This is a genomic window from Rhodanobacter sp. BL-MT-08 (genome assembly GCF_054161255.1).
The window spans coordinates 2365858-2386859 of sequence record NZ_CP167872.1 but is presented as its reverse complement, the minus strand read 5'-3'; the positions used below and the strand labels follow the sequence as shown (position 1 = coordinate 2386859).

The 21002-nt window shown below is 64.0% G+C and carries 16 protein-coding genes and 2 pseudogenes; 8 read left to right on the top strand and 10 right to left on the bottom strand.

From position 1 onward, the window contains the following. Positions 1-26: 26 nt before the first annotated feature. From ACDK93_RS10485 to ACDK93_RS10450, 8 genes are all read right to left on the bottom strand, one after another. Complete coding sequence (locus ACDK93_RS10485; RefSeq protein ID WP_458068466.1) at positions 27-692, bottom strand: OmpA family protein; 666 nt, start codon at positions 690-692, stop codon at positions 27-29. 356 nt (positions 693-1048) lie between these two features. Continuing rightward, positions 1049-2977: an AI-2E family transporter gene (locus ACDK93_RS10480; protein WP_458068465.1), complete on the bottom strand. Its 1929-nt coding sequence runs from the start codon at positions 2975-2977 to the stop codon at positions 1049-1051. 115 nt (positions 2978-3092) lie between these two features. Next, entirely contained in the window at positions 3093-3704 is a 612-nt protein-coding gene (locus ACDK93_RS10475) for a glutathione S-transferase family protein (protein WP_458068464.1), read from the bottom strand. A gap of 134 nt (positions 3705-3838) precedes the next feature. Next, entirely contained in the window at positions 3839-5323 is a 1485-nt protein-coding gene (locus tag ACDK93_RS10470; protein WP_458068463.1) for an efflux transporter outer membrane subunit, read from the bottom strand. Next, on the bottom strand, positions 5320-6351 hold the full coding sequence (locus ACDK93_RS10465; RefSeq protein WP_458068462.1) for a biotin/lipoyl-binding protein: 1032 nt from the start codon (positions 6349-6351) through the stop codon (positions 5320-5322). Before ACDK93_RS10465 ends, ACDK93_RS10470 begins: the two co-directional genes overlap by 4 nt. A gap of 11 nt (positions 6352-6362) precedes the next feature. Continuing rightward, on the bottom strand, positions 6363-6560 hold the full coding sequence (locus tag ACDK93_RS10460; protein ID WP_458068460.1) for a DUF1656 domain-containing protein: 198 nt from the start codon (positions 6558-6560) through the stop codon (positions 6363-6365). Then, the gene (locus ACDK93_RS10455) at positions 6550-8676 is read right to left on the bottom strand and encodes an FUSC family protein (RefSeq protein WP_458068459.1); all 2127 of its coding nucleotides are present in this window, start codon (positions 8674-8676) and stop codon (positions 6550-6552) included. Before ACDK93_RS10455 ends, ACDK93_RS10460 begins: the two co-directional genes overlap by 11 nt. A gap of 10 nt (positions 8677-8686) precedes the next feature. After that, on the bottom strand, positions 8687-9181 hold the full coding sequence (locus tag ACDK93_RS10450) for a MarR family winged helix-turn-helix transcriptional regulator (RefSeq protein WP_458068458.1): 495 nt from the start codon (positions 9179-9181) through the stop codon (positions 8687-8689). A 328-nt stretch (positions 9182-9509) separates the two neighbouring features. On the opposite strand from ACDK93_RS10450, the pseudogene ACDK93_RS10445 reads away from it, so the two are divergent. The 7 genes and pseudogenes from ACDK93_RS10445 to ACDK93_RS10415 all read left to right on the top strand — a co-directional run. Further along, a pseudogene (locus ACDK93_RS10445) lies at positions 9510-9632 on the top strand (twin-arginine translocation signal domain-containing protein); the annotation flags it as partial. Positions 9633-9722: 90 nt separating this feature from the next. Continuing rightward, a pseudogene (locus ACDK93_RS10440) lies at positions 9723-10163 on the top strand ((2Fe-2S)-binding protein); the annotation flags it as partial. A gap of 10 nt (positions 10164-10173) precedes the next feature. Then, positions 10174-11175: an FAD binding domain-containing protein gene (locus tag ACDK93_RS10435; RefSeq protein WP_458068456.1), complete on the top strand. Its 1002-nt coding sequence runs from the start codon at positions 10174-10176 to the stop codon at positions 11173-11175. Positions 11176-11243: 68 nt separating this feature from the next. Next, complete coding sequence (locus tag ACDK93_RS10430) at positions 11244-13493, top strand: xanthine dehydrogenase family protein molybdopterin-binding subunit (protein ID WP_458068455.1); 2250 nt, start codon at positions 11244-11246, stop codon at positions 13491-13493. Between the two features lie 131 nt (positions 13494-13624). Continuing rightward, complete coding sequence (locus ACDK93_RS10425; RefSeq protein WP_458068454.1) at positions 13625-14716, top strand: XdhC family protein; 1092 nt, start codon at positions 13625-13627, stop codon at positions 14714-14716. After that, the gene (locus ACDK93_RS10420) at positions 14716-15336 is read left to right on the top strand and encodes a nucleotidyltransferase family protein (RefSeq protein ID WP_458068452.1); all 621 of its coding nucleotides are present in this window, start codon (positions 14716-14718) and stop codon (positions 15334-15336) included. Before ACDK93_RS10425 ends, ACDK93_RS10420 begins: the two co-directional genes overlap by 1 nt. A 98-nt stretch (positions 15337-15434) precedes the next feature. Beyond that, positions 15435-17738 (top strand): FdhF/YdeP family oxidoreductase, encoded by a 2304-nt coding sequence (locus ACDK93_RS10415; protein WP_458068450.1) that lies wholly within the window; start codon positions 15435-15437, stop codon positions 17736-17738. 108 nt (positions 17739-17846) lie between these two features. Here the strand turns inward: ACDK93_RS10415 and ACDK93_RS10410 are convergent, their stop codons facing one another. Next, complete coding sequence (locus ACDK93_RS10410; protein WP_458068449.1) at positions 17847-18530, bottom strand: hypothetical protein; 684 nt, start codon at positions 18528-18530, stop codon at positions 17847-17849. A gap of 233 nt (positions 18531-18763) precedes the next feature. On the opposite strand from ACDK93_RS10410, the gene ACDK93_RS10405 reads away from it, so the two are divergent. After that, the gene (locus ACDK93_RS10405; RefSeq protein WP_458068447.1) at positions 18764-19324 is read left to right on the top strand and encodes a GNAT family N-acetyltransferase; all 561 of its coding nucleotides are present in this window, start codon (positions 18764-18766) and stop codon (positions 19322-19324) included. Here the strand turns inward: ACDK93_RS10405 and ACDK93_RS10400 are convergent. After that, a complete protein-coding gene (locus ACDK93_RS10400) occupies positions 19321-20949 on the bottom strand; it encodes a GMC family oxidoreductase (RefSeq protein WP_458068446.1) in 1629 nt (542 codons plus the stop codon). The genes ACDK93_RS10405 and ACDK93_RS10400 overlap by 4 nt on opposite strands. Positions 20950-21002: the final 53 nt, after the last annotated feature.

Sequence of the window (21002 nt, the reverse complement as noted above, 5' to 3'; positions counted from 1 at the left end):
CACCGCGGGGAGCCGCGATGCTCGCTCTACCATCTCGGCTGGTCGCTCAAGTAAGTCACAATTTCGACGCGGCGGTTCGGTTGCAGGCACAGGATCAGTGACTGGCGATTTCGGTTTGAACACTGGACGATCGGGTCCTGACTGCCGAGCCCTTCAGCGCGGATCTTTCCTGCCGGCAGACCTTGCGCGATCAGCTCCGCCTTTACGGCGTCGGCGCGCCGCTGCGACAGGTCGAGGTTATAGGCGTCCGTACCGAGCCTGTCGGTATATCCGCGTACTTCGACGTGCCCGAACGGATTGGCCCGCAGGCGCGCGGCGATCTGCGCGATGTCCGCGAGGCCCTGGGGCCGAATGTCGTTTACGTTGCCCTTGTCGAACGGAAAAAGCGCATCGGCCGAGAGGCGCTCTACCCGCGGCGGTGGCGGCGCCGGCGGTGGCGGGACAACGACAACCTGATCGGGCGCTGGCTCGACCACGACGGGTGCCCACACACCCGGTGTCCATACGTAAGCGCCATGCGCCCACCGCCAATAGCCCGAATGCCACACCATGCCGTGGCGCGGAGGGGGAAGCCTTTCGTAGTGATACACGGGCGCAGGTACCACCACAATCTGCGCACTCGCGATCATCGGGGCCAGCAACCCTGTTGCGCCGGCCAGTTGGGCTGCGAACGTCAGGAGTTTTCGTTTCATAGGAAGGGCTCGTGAAATTCAGGATTGTTGCGTCCACCACGATGCCGGCAGGAAGTGCTCAGGCAACGTGGCGCCACACCCGCGTTCAACGAAAGCGTCAGCAGCAAGGTTGACCGTGATCAACGATACTAAGCGCTGGCATTTAGCATTCGTTGCGATTTTCGCTGCCCTACTTTGCTCAAACCCGCCGACGGGTCCAGCGAGGAAATCATTGCATTCCAGTGCACTCAGGTGAGATCCGTTTAAGCGACGTCGCGATTCTAAAAGACAGTGCAGGCCTTCTGGCTATGCTCGCCAACGCCGCGGCGCGAGCCGATAGGCAGCGCGATCGCCAGCGTCAGTGGTCACCGCAGCAGCTACCGCTTGCCTTCCTTGCCATCACCGGGAAAGCGCGCGATGGCCTGCTGCGCGGCCTCTTCCAGCGAAGTCACTACCTGGTTCACGCCAGGATCGGGCGGCGTGATTTCCGGCAGCGATAAAAGCTGGGGCAACATGACGGCGAGAATGCAGGCATCGGGAAAGCGGCGGCGCATCTCGCTGGCCACGACCGGGCTGCTGTCGCGCTCCTTGGTAGGCGAGGCGCTGACGATGTAGACCATCGATACGCCGTCGCGCGTGACTTCCGGCGGTGGATCGGCCTCGAGCGCCTCGATATCGCTGATCGACAGATGCCTGGCGTCGATATGCAGGTCCTGAAGGATGCGGGCGAGAATTTCCGTCGCGAGATCGTCGCCGATATTGCCCAGTCCTATGCAGAGCACCACGGAACGTGGCGCAACCACCAGCGGCCCCTGCCAGCGTCCGCTGATACTTTCGCGTTGCCGGCGCAGCTCCTGGCCCAGGCTGACGCCTTCGAGAACGGATGCATTGCGACGCCAGCGCGGCAGCCTGCGCGCGCGGCTGCCCAGCGATTCGATCACCCGCAGGATGGCGGTGCGCACGATCACCTGCTGCGCCGGGCTGATCAGGCCGTTGACCAGATCGATGCGGGTGAGCTGTAGCGCCGGTAGCAGCACCGCATCGCAATACGCAGCGAACGATTTGCGCTTCAGAAATACGCGCGCGCTCGCGATGATTTCATCCGAATCGCCGGACAAGGCGCGCTGATAGAAGTGCTGCGGCATGGTTAGCGCAGGCAGATCGCCGAGCAGGATATCCAGCAGGTTGAGCGCCTTGACGTGGCGTCCGGCAACGACCAGGCACAGTGTCAGCGGCGTCGACATGATCAGCCCGACCGGCCCCCACAGCCAGCTCCAGAAAATCGCCGCGACCACGACGGCCAGCGGTGAAAGGCCGGTCGTGTGGCCGTAAAGCTGCGGCTCGACCAGCTGCCCGGCGACGGTCTCCACGATCACGTACAGCCCGATGGTCATGAGCGCCAGCGACCAGCCGGGGTCGACGGCCGCTGCCAGCAAGGTGGCAAGAAACGCCGCAAGCCACACACCAACATACGGCACAAAACGCAGCACGGCAGTCAGCGAAGCCCACAGCGGCGCATTGGGCACGCCGATGATGACCAGTCCGAGCCAGATCACCACGCCGACGCCAAAGTTCACCGCAAACTGCGAGACGAAAAAGCGCGATAGCCGTTCGCCGGCGTCGTTGATAGCCTCCGTGGTGGTACGAAGATCCGCCCCGCCCGCCAGGCGAATGAAACGATCGCGCAACGATTCACGTTCAAGCAGCACGAAGACCAGCACTACCAGCACGATGCCGGCCGTCTGCAGCGGCGGCCAGATCGATGAAAAGATTCGCGTGACCACACCCATCGCACTGGGCGGTGGCGTGCGTATTTCCACCGGCACCACGTTGCTCGACGCCTTCAGAGGTTGCAGCGGGTCTGCCGCCGCGTCTGGCTGTTCCACGGTGCGGTCGCCAAGCTGGCTCATGACCCTCCCCACCTGCTCCTGCAACGCTTCCAGCCGACCTGCCGTCAGCTTGCTCAAAGCCTGGACCTTGGTATGCACCGTTTCCTGATACTGCGGCAGGCTGCTGGCCATGTGTGCAATCTGCGAACCCATCACTGTTGCCAGCCCGACCAGAAACATGGCCAGCACCAGTACGGCGACAAGCACCGACGGCGCATGGCCCAGTCCTATCCTGCGAAGCCAGCGCGCCGGTGGGGCAACCAGCAGGCTGAGAATAAGCGCCAGCGTGATGGGCACCAGCACTTCCCGGCCCAGATACAGCAGCGCCAGCACGGTTGCGCTGGCGATAATGGCTATCGCACGTGAATGCGCAGGCGGCGTGGGCAGTGTGGGTAGCGGATCAGATGCGGTCGACATGAACGGGCTCCTGATCGTGGACGCTGCGAACGCAGCGGATCAGGTGGTTACCTTAGCAAGTAGACGTCTCGGAATGCGCAAGCCTCGTTGCGATATCGACGCTGCGTTACGTCGATTACTCGCCGCCCTTCGCCATCGCGCGCTTATACGCCGGGCGGGCCGCCATGCGCTGATTGAAAGCGGTGAGGTGCGGAAACGCGTTTTCGCCGGCAAACCGCTCCGCAAGCTGCGTCACGAAAATCAGCTGGATATCCGCGCCGGTCAGGTCGTTGCCGACGAAGAAATCGCGCGAGGCGAGCTGGTCATTGAGAAAGCCCAGATGATTCTGCATCTCGCCGTCGATACGCGGCCCCAGCGGCGCGGCCGCCTCGCCAAGGCGGCTGGTATAGAACTTCAGCAGTAGAGGCAGCATCGCCGAACCTTCGGCGTAATGCAGAAGCTCGATATAGCGGTTGTAGTCAGACGTATCCTGCGCCGGCGCCAGGCGACCGTTGCCGTAGCGGCGGATCAGATACTCCACGATCGCACCCGATTCGAAAATCACCTCGCTGCCATCGCGGATCACCGGCGCCTTGCCCAGCGGATGGATCTTCAACAGCTCCGGCGGCGCCAGGCGCGTTTTCGGATCGCGCTGGTATTTGATGATCGTGTATTCCAGGCCAAGCTCTTCCAGCAGCCAGGTAATGCGGCGCGAGCGTGACTCGTTGAGGTGATGCACTTCGATCATGGCGTGGTCCTTGGGTGGGCAGCTGAGGAAAGTTATTTCAACAAACAGTATCGAGGGTTGCGTGACAGCTTTTCGTAGCCATCCCGACAGTAAATCGATGGCTCAAGGCGGATCGCCGAAAACATCGCATCGCGCTACCGGGATGCCTGCCCCGCCCTCGTCGCTTGCACCGCGACCGAATCATCCATGGCGTAGCCGCCGCCCAGCGCTTCGATCAAGCGAATCGAAATATCGGCCTGCTGGCTTTCCAGCGCCGCGGTGCGCTGATCGGCGAGCAGCAGCTGCTGGCGGCTGATCAGCGGAGCCAGCGGTCCGCTCACGCCACCTTTGTAACCGGCAATCGCCTGCTCCCAACTTTTGCGTGCGTCGTCCTGCGCGCGCTTTTCGAGCGCGATTTGTTTGCGCACTGAGGTCAGCTCCGAGACCTGATCGGACACGTCGTTGATCGCCGCCACCAGCAAGCTGTTGTAGCGCGCTACCGACTCGTCGTAGACCGAGTCGCTGGCGGCCAGCTTGGCGCGGAGGCGGCCGCCGTCGAAGATCGGCAGGCTCAGCGCCGGGCCGACGCTGAACGTGCGCGCCGGCAGCTGAAACACGCTGGTGCTGTCGCCGACAGCGACTAGGCCGGCCATGGCGCTGAGGCTGATATTGGGCAGGAATTCCGTCTTCGTGGCCTTGATGTCCTTCGCCGCCGCTTCGACCTGCCAGCGCGCAGCGACCAGATCGGCGCGGCGTCCCAGCAGGCCAACCGATAACTGATCGGGCAGCGCGATCTTGCCTTGATCGAGCAGATGCGGGCGGGTGATGGCAAGCCCGCGATCGGGTCCCTGCCCCAGCAACACAGAGAGGCTGCTGCGCGCGGCATCGATGGCGCGATCCGCCTGCACTTTCTGCTGCTCGGCGCTGGCCACCTGCGAGTCGGCTAAATAGGCTTCCTGCGTCGTGCCCAGGCCGCCTTCCACCAGTCGCCGCGTGATGGCAAGCGACTTGCTGGCGCGCTGCTGTTCGGCCTCCGCCACGTCCCGTTGTGCGAAGGCGTAACCCAACCTGACATAGGCTCGCGCGATATTGACCGACAGCTGGATGCGTGCGGCATGCGCATCGATCTGCGCCGCACGGCTGCGTCCCAGCGCCGCCTCCCATGCGGCGCGCCGGCCGCCCCACAAATCCAGATCCCAGGAGAAGCCTGCCGTCACCGACTTGGCCCAGGCAAAGCTGCCGAGCGCGTATTCGGGATAGACCGGATCCTTGCTCGACAGCCTGGCGCCGACGGCGCTGGCTTCCAGCCCTACCTGCGGATCGCGCGCTGCATCAAGCCCATCGGCGGCAGCCTGCGCGCGGCGCGCGCGCGCCTCCGCTTCCGCCAGCGAGGGATTGTTCTTCAGCGCCTCCTCAATCAGCGTGCTGAGCTGAGGATCGCCGAAACCTACCCACCAGTCCTGCGCCGGCCATGCTGTCGGACTGAGCGATACATCGGCGAGACTGCGCTCGGATTTCAGGCTGGCAGGGTCGGTCAGCTTGCCGGTGGTGTGCAGGCCACCGGTGCTGATACAGCCGGTCAGCGCGATGCTCAGCGCCAGCGCGGCGGCGCGAATCCATGGTCTGTCGTGACGGTTCATGGCGTAGCGGCCGCTGTGGTGTTGGCATCGTCCGCCTTGTGCGGATGCACGATCAACGTGGCCGTCATGCCCGCGGCAAGTACGGTGCCTGCGGGCAGGTGATCGGTATCGATCGCGACGCGCACCGGCACGCGCTGGGCCAGCCGCACCCAATTGAACGTTGGGTTGACGTCGGACAGCAGATCCGATCCGGTGGGACTGCCGGCGTCGGTGATACCTCGGGCAATGCTCTGCACCTTGCCATGCAGGCGCACGCCGCCACTCATCAGGCGGATATCCACCGCATCGCCGATGCGCACCTGCGGCAGCTTGGTTTCCTCGAAATAGCCGTAGACCCAATAGGAGTGGCTGTCGATCAACGCCATTCGAGGCGCGCCGGCACTGGCATAGTCGCCGACCCGCACCAGCAGATTGGTGACATAGCCGTCGGTGGGCGCGCGCACTTCGGTGCGATCCAGATTGAGCTGCGCGGCCGCTACCGCGACCTGCGCTTGGGTGACCGCCGCCTGCGCCTGCTGTTCGGCCGCCATCGCCTGATCCAGGCCCGCCTGCGCTTTGTCTAAACCAGCGCGCGCGGCATCGGCCGCCGAGCGTGCATCGGCGCGCGCTTCTTCGGACACCACATCGCTGAGCCGCTGCCGGCGGCTGGATTGCTCGGCCGCCATGCCGTACGACGATTTGCTCTGTGCGGCGCCGGCCGCGGCGGCTTCCACGTTGGCCTTGGCCGCGCGCGCGGCGGCTTGCGCGACGCCGACATTGGCCTTGGCCAGATCGAGCGCGTTCTGATATCGCGACGGATCGATCTCGAACAGCAGGTCGCCCTTCTTCACCGTCTGGTTGTCGATCACGTTGACCTTGGTCACCAGACCGGACACGTCCGGCGCGATGCGCACGATCTCCGCGCGCACGCGACCGTCGCGCGTCCAGGGCGAATACATATAGTGCTTCCACAGCGTGTGCCCGACGACGACCGCCGCCAGCAAGACGACGAAAGTCACAACGAAACGAACCAGCGTGGCAGTTTTCATGGCCGTCATTCTCAAAGCAGGAGCAGCGCAAGGCCGCCGAAGACACAAACAAAAAGCGCGAGTCGAAACACCGGTGGGTGCCAGACCATTCGATAAAGCCCAAAGCGGCCGGCCAGCCAGTCGATCAGCCACAGCAGCGCGAGCGACACCATGAACAGCAGCAGCAAGCCGGGTACCAGCGCATCGCCCAGGGCAATTTCACGAGGCATGGGTCAACTCCTTGGCCGCAGGCGTTTCCGGCATGTAATCGGCAATGGCCGACTCGCCGTCGAGCAGCGCCAGTCGGATCAGATGCAGATGGTCGAGCAGCGGTCGCGCGCTGGGCTCGGCAGACGCGCGATCGATGGCGTTGGTGACGGCATCGCGCGTGCGCGCATAGCCCTCGCTATCAGGCCGCTCGTAGAAGCGCGCCAGCGCGTTGATGGCCAGAGCAATGCATCGATCGATCTCGTCCGGCATGCGATGAGTCAAGCGGTCCTGACGCAACGCGATCAGCGCGCCGCCGGTTTCGTGCACGGCCAGCGCCCAGGCGATCAAAGCGCGGGAATCGTCGCTGCCGGGCGCGGTCTGGGCCACGATCTGGCTGAAGAGATCGTGGTTGACGCTTTCAAAACGCTGGCGCAATCCGGCCAGCGGCGCTTCCGCGGCCAGCGTCACCTGGCGGCGCAGCCGTTCCAGCTGGCGTCGCCGCAGCCAGTGGCTGCCAATGGCCGGCGGCACCACGATAAAGGCAATCGCCGCCGAACTCAGGCCGATCAGCTGAGCGATCACGTCGTTGAGGAAGCTGAGCGGGTCGAACACCATCGGATTCTTCACAGCGAGAATGTAGGCAAAGCCCATGCAGCAGCCGAGCCCGTAGCTGGCGACCGATGGCCGCATCAGCAGCATCAACCCCAGCATCAGAAAAGGCGCGGTGCCGGCAACCAGTAGACCGTAGCCGTCCATTCGCGTAAGCACGAAAAACACGCAAAAAAACGCGGCCGCCATGCCGCTGGCATAACCCAGCAGCACCGAACGGGTCGCGCGTACCGGATCGGGCGCCGTCGCGAATAGCCCGGCGAAGATCGTGGCAATCAGCATCGCGCTGGCGCCCATCGGCCACGCCGCGTCGATCCAGAAGATGCCCAGCACCAGCATGGTCAGCGTGGTGCGAAATACCGCCAGACCGGCGCTGGCGAAGTCGTTGCCACGCTCGAAGTTCACCCGCTCGGGCGAGCGCAACACCAGCCTGGGCGCCTGCAGCGAGGCCGCCGATTCCACGTAGTCGTGCAGCTCTTCGACAAAGCGCAACAGCAGGCTGGCACCGGTATCGAAATCGCGCACGGCGTTTGGCCCGATCAGGCCATGACGCAGAAAAGGCGCGCGGGTGGCCATTGTCTTGCGTGCGGCGGTCAGGCGCGGCAGCAGGATAGCTGCGGCGGCCCCGGCTTCTATCGGTGCGTCAAGCGCCGTGCCGATCGGCGCATACAGTTCGATGATCGCTTTTGCCGACGCCGTTTGCCCATTGCGCTGCAGACGATTGACCAGGTGATGCAGCGACTGGAAGCTGGTCGACGCCGCCATGAAGCGCTGATTGAACAACTGCAGATGGCCACTGCGTGCGCGCGCTTCCGCATCTTCGAAGATCACCGAGCTGCGCAGGTCTTCCAGCGTCACCGCATCGCGCACGAAACGCAGGTGGGCGTTTTCCATGGCGTCGCGCGGAATGCTGCCGCCGGTGCTGCCCTGCACGAAGCCGATGAAGTGTGCGAACTGCGCTCTGGCCGTACGGCGCAACACATCGCGCATGCGGCTGGGCAGTACGACATCGTTCACCGCACCGCTCACCATCAGCGCCAGCAGCACCTCACTGATGCGTGCCACCGCCGAATCGAACACCGCCGGCGGATGATTGATCACAGGCACCGCGATGATGGCGGCGGTATAGCCGCCCAGTACAAACGCATAGGATTTGAAGTTGCGATACAGCGTGGCGCCGCCCGCGCACAGGCCGATCCACAGAGATAACGACAGCAGAAACAGCTCACGCTGCTGCGGAAACAGCCCCACGATAACGAATGCGGCCACCGCGCCGGCCAGCGTGCCGATCGCCCGATAAAAGCTTTTGGCCAGCACCATGCCGGACTGGCGGTTGGCCACAATGATGACGGTGAGCATGGCCGTCGATGGTTGTGCGAGTGAAAAACGCATGGCCAGCCAGCCGGCAAGGTAAAATGCCAGCAGGGTCTTGAACACGAACAGCCATACGCCCGCCTCGTCGCGCAAGGCATCGACGACAACCGTGCGGTTGTTCGGGGTGGCGATGGCAGCGGCGTCGACTGACATGCGATACGCCTCAGGCGGACAGTCCGTTCAACATCTTTTTCAGCAGCCTCTCCAGCTGCTTCTGCTCGGTCACGCTCAGATCACGGCCCTGGCGTTCCAGCAGCCCGCAAATGTCGGGCAGAAAACGATTGATCAGCGCCAAACCCGCAGGCGTAAGGCTCAGTTCGACTTTGCGGCGATCGTCCGCGCTGCTGGCACGAACGATCAGACCCTTTTCGCAAAGCTCGTTGGTCAGCCGGGTGATATTGGCAGATTTCTCACCCGCCGCTTCGGCCAACTCCGATGGCAGCATCGTCCCGCTTTCCGTGCCGTAGATCATCATCAGCAGGTTGTATTCGGGGTGATTGATGCCGTACGGCTTCAGGATGGTGTTGGCGTCGTCGTGCAGCGCCTTGTGGATGTGCTTGATCAGGCGCGCAAGCTTGCCCGGTCCCATGGGAAAGCGCGGATAGCGCTTGCAGGTAACGGCGAGGCGTTGTTCGGTGGGAGCAAAGCTGTTGTTCACTGGCACGTACCATTTTTTCGGCTGGATATAGTTTATATATGTACTATATGCTTGTAAACATATTCCACGTATCTCCGGAAACCTGATCAGAAAAGATGTCCGCCAAGCTCACCGAAAGTTGACCTGGCGCTCGATACCCTGTGTTCGTGGCCCAAGACTTCATTGTCCGAAAAGCACCTACTGATCCATTACGCACGCCGGCATCTCGCCCCTGCCCGCCGGAACGAATCCCTCGCTTCGCTTCTTCTTCTCCCTCTCTCAATGCAGCTCCATGGAAGGCTCTGCGTGATCCCGTTCAACGTGACCAAGCCAGCCTCAGGAGCCAGCCATGTCCGAGAAAAAATCAGGAGCCGACGCTTCCGTAACGCATGCACCGAGCGATAATGGAACGCTGAGCCGCCGAAACTTCCTGCAGATGGTCGGCCTGACCGGTGCAGCGACCGGGCTGGGTTTGCCCAAGGAGGGTTACGCGGCAGCGCCGCTCGGTGCCGCCGCACAAAACGCCAACGATGCCGATCCGGGAAAGCTTTCCCTGACGCTGAAAGTCAACGGCAGCAGCCAGACGCTGCGTGTCGATCCACGCACGACGCTGCTCGACGCGTTGCGCGATCACCTTCAGCTCACCGGCAGCAAAAAGGGCTGCGATCACGGCCAGTGCGGTGCCTGCACGGTGCACGTCAACGGCCGTCGGGTAAATGCCTGCCTCAGCCTGGCGGCGATGCATGAGGGCGACGACATCACCACCATCGAAGGCCTCGGTAAACCCGGCGGCCTGCATCCAATGCAGCAGGCGTTTCTGGAGCACGACGGCTACCAGTGCGGTTACTGCACCTCGGGCCAGATCATGTCGGCCACCGCGCTGCTGAGAGAGCCCTGCGGCTCGGCCAATGCCGACGTCAAGGAAGCCATGAGCGGCAACATCTGCCGCTGTGGCGCGTATTCCAACATCGTTGCGGCCATTCAGCAGGTCCGCAAAGCCTGAGGAGCAAGACATGGAACCTTTTACCTATTCGCGTGCCAGCCAGACGCGCGACGCGATCGCCGCAGCGGCCAACGCCAGCACCGCCCAACAGGGCGCCGAAGTACGTTTCGTTGCCGGTGGTACCACGCTGATCGATCTGATGAAGCTCAACGTCGAGCGCCCGCAGCGGGTGGTCGACATCAATCATCTTCCGTTGCGCGAGGTGGAGACGCTGGCCGATGGACGGCTGAAGATTGGTGCGCTCGTGCGCAACAGCGACCTTGCCCATCATCCGGTCGTGCAGCGCGATTACGCGGTGCTGTCCGAGGCGCTGCTCGCCGGTGCGTCCACGCAGCTGCGCAATATGGCCAGCACCGGCGGCAACCTGCTACAGCGCACCCGCTGCAATTACTTTCGCGATGCGGACATGCCGTGCAACAAGCGCGAGCCCGGCAGCGGCTGCTCGGCGATCAAGGGCGCCAACCGCCATCTGGCCATCCTGGGTACTAGCGATCACTGCATCGCTACCAATCCGTCAGACATGAATGTAGCGCTGGCGGCACTGGAGGCCGTCATCGTGGTGCAAGGTACGCAGGGCGAGCGGCAGGTACCAATCGATGATTTCTTTCTGTTGCCCGGAACCACGCCAGAACACGAAACGGTGCTGCAGCCCGGCGATCTGATCACCCATGTGCTGCTGCCGGCGCCAGTCGAGGGTTCCCGCTCGCACTATCTGAAACTGCGCGACCGCGCCTCGTACGAGTTTGCCCTGGCCTCGGCCGCGGTGGTGTTCGCCACGGAGGCGGGCAAGATCAGCCACGTGCGGATTGCGCTGGGCGGCGTAGGTACCAAGCCGTGGCGTTCGCCGGAGGCCGAGAAAGCGCTGCAGGGCCATTCGCCCACGCCGGAAAATTTCGCTGCTGCCGCCGCCGTCGCCCTGCGCGACGCGCGGCCGCAGAGCGAGAATGCCTTCAAGGTGGATCTGGCGCAGCGCTGCCTCACGCACGCGCTCGACACTGTGGCGAGTGTCTGATCGCGTCGCCGTGATCATCCGCTTCGCGCGCACCGCTTATTCGAAATCGATGATTCGAGGAACCGCACATGTCTACCGATACCCCGTCCAGCGATAAAACTGTCGCCACGTCCCTGCCCGTTATCGGCCGTTCGGCCACCCGTATCGACGGGCCGCTGAAAGTGAGCGGCGTGGCGCGCTACAGCTCCGACTTCCACTTTCCCGGCATGCTTTACGCCGTGCCCGTATGTGCGCGCATTGCCAGCGGCACGATTCAGTCGATCGATACCGCAGCAGCGGCGGCCATGCCCGGCGTACAGAAAATCTACACGCGCGAAAACATCGGCACGTTCTATCGCGTACCCAAATCGAGCAAGGCGCAGATCGACGAGCGCCGCCCGCCGCTGGAAGATGACGAAGTTCGCTACTACGGCCAGTACGTGGCATTGGTGGTGGCCGATACGTTCGAACAGGCCACCGCGGCGGCCGACAAGGTGGTGGCGACCTACGCCGGCACGAAAGCGCCCGACGTCCGCATGAAGCTCAGCCCGGACGAGAAGCCGGAAACCGATACCGAGCGCGGCGATCCGGATAAGGCCTTCGGCAAGGCAGCCGTCACCGTCGACCACGTCTACACCACGCCGCCGGAAACCCATAATCCGATCGAGCTGCACGCCAGCGTGGCGCTGTGGGACGGTGAGCGCTTCACCTTGTACGAAACCTCGCAGGCGATCATGAATCACCGCGCGGTGATGGCGAAGATGCTCGGCGTGCCGCAGGAGAATCTGCGCGTCATCACCGAATATCTTGGCTCGGGTTTTGGCGGCAAGCTGTGGCCGTGGCCGCACGCGCTGCTGGCCGCCGCCGCCGCACGCGATCTGCATCGGCCGATCAAACTGGTGGTGACGCGGCAGATGATGTTTCACAACGTCGGCCACCGCACCAATACCCAGCAGCGCGTGCGCCTCGGTGCCGGCAAGGACGGCAAGCTGGTCTCGCTGCAGCAGGACTTCATCCAGCACAGCTCGCGCCTGGATGACACCAAGGAAGACTGCGGCGAGGCCACCGGCTTTCTCTACAGCACGCCGAACCTGCGCGTCACCTCGGCCTTTGCGCGTCGCGATATTGCGCCGAACACCTCAATGCGCGGACCCGGCGCGGTGCCCGGTTTGTACGCGGTGGAATCGGCGATGGATGAACTGGCCATCGCCCTGAAGATGGACCCGGTCGAACTGCGCCTGATCAACGAGCCGGAGATCGACGAAAGCAAGAATATTCCGTTTTCGTCGCGTCATCTGAAGGAATGCCTGACGACCGGTGCGGAAACATTCGGCTGGTCGAAGCGCAACCCTGCAGTGGGCTCGATGCGCGACAAGGGCGTGATTCTGGGCTGGGGCATGGCCGCGTGCAGCTGGATCGCTTCGCGCGCCGACGCCACCGCCAGCGTGACCATCAACGCCGACGGCAGCGTGCGCGTAGCCAGCGGCACACAGGACATCGGCACCGGCACCTATACGATGCTGGCGCAGATGGTCTCCGAACTGATCGGCGTCGACATGGACAAGGTCAAAGTGGTGATCGGTGACAGCAGCCTGCCGGCCGGGCCGTTCTCGGGCGGGTCCATGGCCACGGCGTCGCTGATTCCCGCGGTGGCCGAGGCCTCGCGCGACGCGGTAGAGCAGCTGCTGAAAAGCGCGAGTGAAAGCGACGCCGCATTCGCCAAGGTCGACGCGGAAGATCTGGCTTTCACCGATGGCCGCGTGCATCGCAAAAACGAATCGGCCGATCAGGGCCGCCGCTTTGAAGATGTTCTGACCGCCGCACGCCTTGGCCACGTCGAAGGCAGCGGCAAGGCCAAGGGCACGATGGGCGACAAGCATCCGAAATACTCGTCGCATTCCTACGGCGCGCACTTCGTCGAGGTGAGCTGGGAGCCGGCCATCGCCCGGCTGCGCATCACGCGCGTGGTCAGCGTCATCGACGCGGGCAAGATCATCAACCCGATGACCGGCCGCAACCAGATCGAAGGCGCGGTAACCATGGGCATCGGCATGGCGCTGTTCGAGGAGACCCGCTACGACTCCCGCAACGGCATGGCGATCAACAGCAACCTCGCCGATTACGTGATGGTGACGCATGCCGATGCGCCGGATATCGACGTGGTATTCCTGGACTATCCCGACACGAAGCTCAACGAGATGGGCGCGCGCGGTATCGGCGAGATCGGTATCGCCGGATTGGCAGCGGCCGTCACCGCGGCTGTGCATCACGCCACCGGCGTGCGCGTACGCGATCTGCCGGTGCACGTCGAGGATCTGCTGATGTCGAAAGTCGCCTGAGTATCACCCATGTCAGGCGCAACACGGCGGGCCGGTCAGTCGCATGATCGGCCCGCTGCATTGGCGCGGCGCGCGGCCTATGCTGTGCGCTGGGGCGCCCCTGATTTTTCCGATTCCACTTCGAGGTAGGCATGAATTCGGCGCAAGAACTGGCCACGCTGATCGCTGCACTGCGCGCGCTGTCGCACGATGCGCAGCCCCGAGCCGCCCTGGCTACTCTGGTGCGCACGCGCGGCTCGACCTTTCGCCGCGCCGGCACGCGCATGCTGGTGCTGGCCGACGGCAGCGTGGTGTGCGAACTCTCCGGCGGCTGCCCGCAGCGCGATATCGTGCAGCGCGCGCTGGAGGTGATGGCAAACGGCGCGACGCGGCTGGTCAGCTATAACGCCGAATCCGGGCTCGATGTGCTGATGGAAATGGGCTGCGGCGGCGAGCTCGAGGTGCTGCTCGAGCCGCTGCTGGCGCCCAAGGCGATGGAATTTGTCGACGCGCTGTCGCACTGTCTCGATCAGCGAATCAGCGCGCGCATGGCCACGGTGTTTGCCGTCGACAACGCCGTGGTAATGCCGCAGCGGCTGTTGTGGTGCGGTGACGAGGTGTTCTACGACAGCATCGGCGATGACGCGCTGATGAAAGCCATCTTTGAAACTATCGCCTCGAACGACGCGGCGCGCCCGGTTGCCCTGCGCCTGCCCGGAACGCAGGGCGAAGTTGACGTGCTGGTGGAGCCGCTGGCACCGCCGCACGCGCTGATCGTGATCGGCGATAGCGCTGCCGCACGCGCGCTGCTGCCGGTAGCAAGCGCGCTGGGCTGGCAGACGACGCTGGTCGATCACGATCCCGCGCGCCTTGCGGCGATCGACCTGCCCGCTGGACTGCACGCCGTCTGCGCCGCGCCGGACAAGGTTCGCGACGCACTACCGCTTGACGCGCACAGTTCCGTCGTAGTGATGACCCACAATATCGAACGCGACATGGCATATCTTGCCGCGCTGCGCGACGCGCCGGTTGCCTATCTCGGCACCCTGGGTTCGCGCGAGCGTGTCGGGCGCATGCGCGGCGATGCGCAGCTCAAAGGCATTCGGTTGCATGCGCCGGCCGGCCTGGATATCGGCTCGGAAACGCCCGAGGAAATCGCCCTCGCCGTCGCCGCCGAAATCATGGCGGTGATCAACGGCCGCAGCGGCGGTCCGCTGCGCGACAACGAAGGCGCGATCCACTGATGACCGAGCTTGGGGACAGTGCCCCGGTAATCGTGCTGCTGGCCGCCGGCGAAAGCAGGCGCTTCGGCGGCATCAAGCAGCTGGCCGACATCGACGGGGAAACCATGGTGCACCGCGCGGCCCGCACGGCTTTAGCCACCGGTGCCGAACTCATCGTCGTGACCGGTGCCCATGCCGAGCAGGTCAGCGCAGCGCTGGCCGACCTGCCGCTTCGCCTGGTTCGTCATGCTGGCTGGGCCGACGGCATGGGCAGCTCGCTGGCCGCCGGCATCCGCGTTGTGGTTGATCACTTTCCCCAGGCCACCGGCGCCCTGCTCTGCCTCGCCGATCAGCCGCTGCTGGAAACATCTTGCTACACACGCATGCTGGAGCGACATCAGCAACAGCCCGGGCGGATTCTGGCAACGAAGCAAAACGGTGTCGCCGGACCGCCGGCCCTTTTTCCGCAGGACTGCTTCGCCGAACTGATGCAGTGGTCCGGCGATCGGGGCGCCCAGGCATTGTTCGGTCGGGAGCCGGAGCGCGTGGAGATATTCGCCTGGCCAGACATCATCGACGTCGACACCCCTGCTGACCTGGAACACACACGGTCACGGCTCGCGACAAATCGACTCGAGTGAGCGGCAAACGGTCACGCCATTCCCACGCATGTCGTAACATTATTTGCAGTGCAGCATTTCGCTATTGGCCCGTCCGGCATCGAGCAAGGTGATAGTTCATGAGTGAGAAAAAGGTTCCTGGCGTTGGCGAATACGACGGTCCCGCAGGCGGCTGGGGCGCGTTGCGCGCAGTCGCTGGCGCGATCAGCAAGCAGATGGCCGTGGTGCGAGAAACCTCGGCCATGCGGCGGATGAACCAGCCGAACGGCTTCGACTGCCCCGGTTGCGCGTGGCCCGATCCGAAGCACACCTCGTCGTTCGAGTTCTGCGAGAACGGCGCCAAAGCGGTGAGCTGGGAAGCGACGTCGAAGCGCGCCACGCCGGAATTCTTTGCCAAGCATACGGTGAGCGAACTCTGGCGCTGGCACGATCATCAGCTCGAGGACGAAGGGCGCCTCACCCACCCCATGGCCTATGACAAGGCCAGCGACACCTATGTGGAAATCTCGTGGGAGGAGGCGATGCAGCGCGTTGCGGCCGGCCTGCGCGCTTTGCCCGATCCGAACATGGCCGAGTTCTACACCTCCGGCCGCGCGTCGAACGAAGCGGCGTTTCTTTATCAGCTGTTTGCGCGCGAGTACGGCACCAATAATTTCCCCGACTGCTCCAACATGTGCCACGAGGCGACCAGTGTCGGCCTGCCGCAGTCCATCGGCGTCGGCAAGGGCACCGTGTCGCTGGAAGACTTCGACCACTGCGACGCGATCTTCTCGATCGGCCACAACCCGGGCACCAACCATCCGCGCATGCTTGGCACCCTGCGCGAGGTGGCGCAGCGCGGCGCGCCAATTATCGTGTTCAACCCGCTGCCCGAGCGCGGACTGGAGCGTTTCGTATCACCGCAGAGCCCCGCGGAAATGCTGACCGGCAAGGCGACCGAACTGGCCACCACTTACTACAAGGTCAAGGTCGGCGGCGACGTGGCCGTGCTCAAGGGCATGATGAAGTACGTGCTCGCCGCCGACGCGGCCGATCGCGCCGCCGGCGGACCGGGCAAGCTGGACGATGCGTTTATCGCCCAGCATACGGTCGGCCTCGACGCGCTGGTGGACGATCTCAATGCAACATCGTGGGAGACGATCGAGCGTAAATCGGGCTTGTCGCGTGCTGATATCGAAGCGGCGGCCTCGGTTTATGTCAACGCCAGGCGCGTCATCGTCTGCTACGGCATGGGCATCACCCAACATAAGCATGGCACCGAGAACGTGCACCACATTGCCAACCTGCTGCTGATGCGCGGCAATATCGGTCGTAAGGGCGCGGGCATTTGTCCGCTGCGCGGGCACTCCAACGTGCAGGGCGATCGTACGGTGGGCATTACCGAAAAGCCCAACGACGATCTGCTCAACGGCATCGAGAAACGCTTTGGCTTCAGGCCGCCAAGCGAGCACGGTCACGATGCCGTGGAGGCAGTCAAGGCGATACGCGATGGTCGTTCTAAGGTTTTGATCTGCCTCGGCGGCAATTTGGCCGTGGCGATGTCCGATCCCGAAGCAACATTCGCGGCGATGGCCAAGCTCGATATGGCCGTCCATATCGCGACCAAACTCAACCGCTCCCACCTGATCCTGGCGCGCGAGTCGATCATTCTCCCCTGCCTGGGCCGTACCGAGCTGGATCTGCAAGCCGGCGGTTTCCAGTCGGTGACGGTGGAGGATTCGATGTCGATGGTGCACGCCTCGCAGGGTCGACTGAAGCCCGCGGCGCAGACGCTGCGCTCGGAGCCCGCCATCGTGGCGATGATGGCGATGGCGACGCTGCCGAATACGAAAGTCGACTGGCAGGCGATGATCGACAATTACGACCTGATCCGCGATGGCATCGAGGCGGTGTTTCCGATTTTCAAGGATTTCAACAAGCGCGTGCGCGAGCCTGGCGGCTTCCGCCTGTATATCGCCGCCTGCGAGCGGATCTGGGCGACGCCCGACAAGCGCGCGCACTTTCTCATCGGCAAAGGGCTGGACGAAGACGGACCCGAGGTCAAGGACGCGCTGACGCTCACCACGATTCGATCGCACGATCAGTACAACACCACGATCTACGGCATGGACGATCGCTATCGCGGCATCACCGGCCGGCGCGATGTGATCTTCATCCACCCCAGCGATCTGGCGGCACGCGGATTGCAGCACGGCGACCGTATCGACGTGGAAACCGTACCCAACCAGGCCAACGGCAGCGACACGCGTGCCGTACGCGGCTATACCGCGGTGGCCTACGAGATCGCCCTCGGCTCGGTGGCGATGTACTACCCGGAAGGCAACTCGCTTGTCGCTCTGGAAAACTACGACGAGCGCTCGGGCACACCAGCATACAAATCGGTGCCAGTAAAAATCGTGGCTGCTCAACAACAGGCGGCGTAAAACCCGTCCGCCATGAATGCCAAAGAAAAAGCCCTGTTCGCGACGCGAGCAGGGCTTTCCTCTTTCAAGCACCGCACCGGCGATTCCGCGCCGGTGCGAGATTCACCATTACATCGGCGGCACGGTACCGTTGAGGCCCACCGCTACGAGCCCCGCACCGACCGGATTGCCCGGCTTGCCGACCACGAACACGTGCGCGCCCTTGACAATGGCAGTTCTGTCGGCGGCCTGGAAGGTCACCACCGGCACGTTAGCCGGCACGTTGATGGTCTTTTCGCCCTTGCCGTAGTCCACCACGAGGGTGCGCGCACCCGAGCCGCTGGACGTCTTGACGGTACCGTTGGTCATCGCCGACTTCGTGCCGCCGCTCTTGCTTTGCTTGACGGTGCCGTTGGTCATGGCCGATGGCGTGCCGCTCTTGGCCGGCAGATCCCAGGCGTAATCTCCCAGACCCGTACCCTTCATGGCATCAGGAAACACGACTACTTCCAGCGCGCGAGCGCCGGACGCGCCCGGTACGTTGGCCGTGCCGATAAAGGTGCCGGACTTGATCGCATCGAGGCTGCTCGGCACGACGCCGGTGATCTTGGTTGCCGGCGCCACGGCGATCGTCTGCGTCCCGGTCGGCGTCTGTACGGTAAAGCCCGCGTCGGTCACCGCCAGCACGGTGCCGCGGATATGCATGGGCGCCGTGGGCTGATCGGCTGCAAAAGCGCTCGTGAAAGCCGTAAGGGCGAGGCTTGCGGCCATAGCCGCGAGGACGGCGTTGCGCCTGAGGGTGATCGCGTTCATGAGACTGTCCTTGGTTGAGTAACGGTTTCGCGGATGAAAGTCCGCCGTGTCGCTTTCGCCCCGACCCATTAAAGGGTTACGTTCGCGATACCTCGGCTGCGTTGCGCACATCGTGGACCCTAATGCGGAAAGACGCGTGAAGCACCGGCGTCCGTTTTGTAAGACCGACACGCCGTGTTGCCTGCTCTCCTTGGCCTGACGAAGCGTTGCAAGTTCTATGGTGATCCCGCAAATTGCCTGCTGGCACGGCTGAAGATGAAACCGGAATGTGCGGCATTGAAATCACGCCTTTGAGTGCGTCACCGGCGGTCGTCGCTATGCTGAGCGATATGCTGATCGAGGCCGTTGCAGCGGGCGGTTCGCTGAGCTTCATGCATCCGCTCGCGGGCGACACGGCCAGGGCATTCTGGGCCGATTCGCTGGCCGCGGCCGCTCTGGGCAAGCGCGTCATACTGGGTGCCTGGGACGGCAAAACGCTGATAGGCAGCGTCACCCTGCTGCCCGACTGCCCACCCAACCAGCCGCACCGAGCGGAAGTTGCCAAGCTGATGATGCGCCTCAGCCATCGTGGCCAAGGGGTAGCGCGGGCCTTGATGATCGCTGCCGAAACCGAAGCCCTCACGCATCGGCGAACGCTGCTGGTACTGGACACGGCGGTCGACGGCGGCGCTTCGCCGCTTTATGAAAAACTGGGCTTCCAGCTCACCGGCGTCATTCCGGACTACGCGCTGAAACCCCACGGTGGTTTGACCGGCACAAAGATTTACTGGAAGCGTATCGGCGATAACGCTTAGGACATAACCTCTGCCAGCGCGGGCGCAGAAACGTCGCGCGCGCCGACGATGAAATCCGCCGCTCGTTCACCGATCATCGCGCTGGGCGCCTGGGTATTGCCCGAGATCAGCGTGGGCATGATCGAGGCATCGGCCACACGCAGATGACTGACACCGCGCACGCGCAGCTGCGGATCGACCGGCGCCGTCGCGTCGCTGCCCATGCGACAGGTACCGACCGGGTGATAAATGGTGTCGGCGTGATCGCGAATGGCCTGGCGCAAAACGTTTTCATCCGCGCTGTCGGCGCTGTAGTAGGTCTTGCCGGCGTAGCGTGCAAACGCTGGCGCCGCGAGGATGTTCTGTGCAATGCGCGCGCCGGCCACCAGCGTGTCCAGATCGCCGGGATGCGACAGGAAGCCCGGATCGATCATCGGCGCCTTGCGGATGTCGTTCGACAGCAGCCGCACCACGCCGCGGCTCTGCGGTCGCAAGTTGCACACGTGCAGGCTGAGCCCGCGCGTGAGATGCGTCTTGCGGTTGTGGTTGTCGACGATACCGATGCACAGATGCAGCTGGATATCCGGCCGATCCAGTTCCTTTCGCGTTTTTAGGAAACCGCCCGCTTCGGCCACGTTGCTGGTCAGCATGCCGGTGCCCTGCTTGTACGGCTTGATCGCCCCCAGGATCTGCGGAACTATCGATGGCACGATGCCGAGCAGCTCGCGGTCGTTGGTGGCGCGGCAGATCGTGAAGTCCAGATGGTCCTGCAGATTGCCGCCGACCTCGGGGCTGTTGTGCAATACGTCGATGCCCAGCGATCGCAGGTGATCGGCCGGGCCGATGCCCGACATCATCAGCAGCTGCGGCGTGCCGAAGGCGCCGCCAGACAGCACGACTTCCGCGCGTGCGGCAAATGCCCTGCCGTCGGCACAACGGATGCCAGTAGCGCGGCCCTGTTCGATCAGCACACGCGCCACCTGAGCGGTGGCCATGACGGTGAGATTCTTCGGCGCCAGACCACCGATATACGCGCGCGCCGCGTTGTAGCGGCTGCCGTCCTTCTGAAAGACCTGGTATTGCCCCACGCCCTCCTGCGTGGCGCCGTTGAAATCCGCATTCAGCGGGAATCCGCACTGCTGGGCGGCCTTGATGAAATTCTTGGCGCAATCGGTGGGGCTGACCAGGTCGGCCACATTCAACGGCCCACCGGTGGCATGCCACTCGCTGGCGCCGCGCTCGTTGTTCTCCGCGCGCAGGAAATACGGCATGACCTCGCGCCACGACCAGCCGGTGGCGCCGGCGTTCGACCAATCGTCGTAGTCCTCGTGCTGACCACGCATATAGATCATCGCGTTGATTAGGCTGGAGCCGCCGACGCCGCGCCCGCGCGGCTGCACGCCGCGCCGCCCGCCGAGACCCGGCTGCGGCACCGTGAGGTAGGAATAGTTGCGCGCGTTCTGAAACGGCACCAGCCCGGCCACGCCGACGGGCACATCCGACAGCACGCCGCTTTTGGCCGGACCGGTTTCCAGCAGCAGCACGCTGCTGTCCGGGCGAGCCTTGGCCAACCGCGTGGCGGTGGCGCAGCCCGCCGGTCCCGCTCCGACGATGATGTAGTCAAACGTGGCAGTAATCGATGACATGGCTGGAGCCTCTTATGGGTGCTGCGGCCAATGGCCGCGCGGCATGGCGTCGG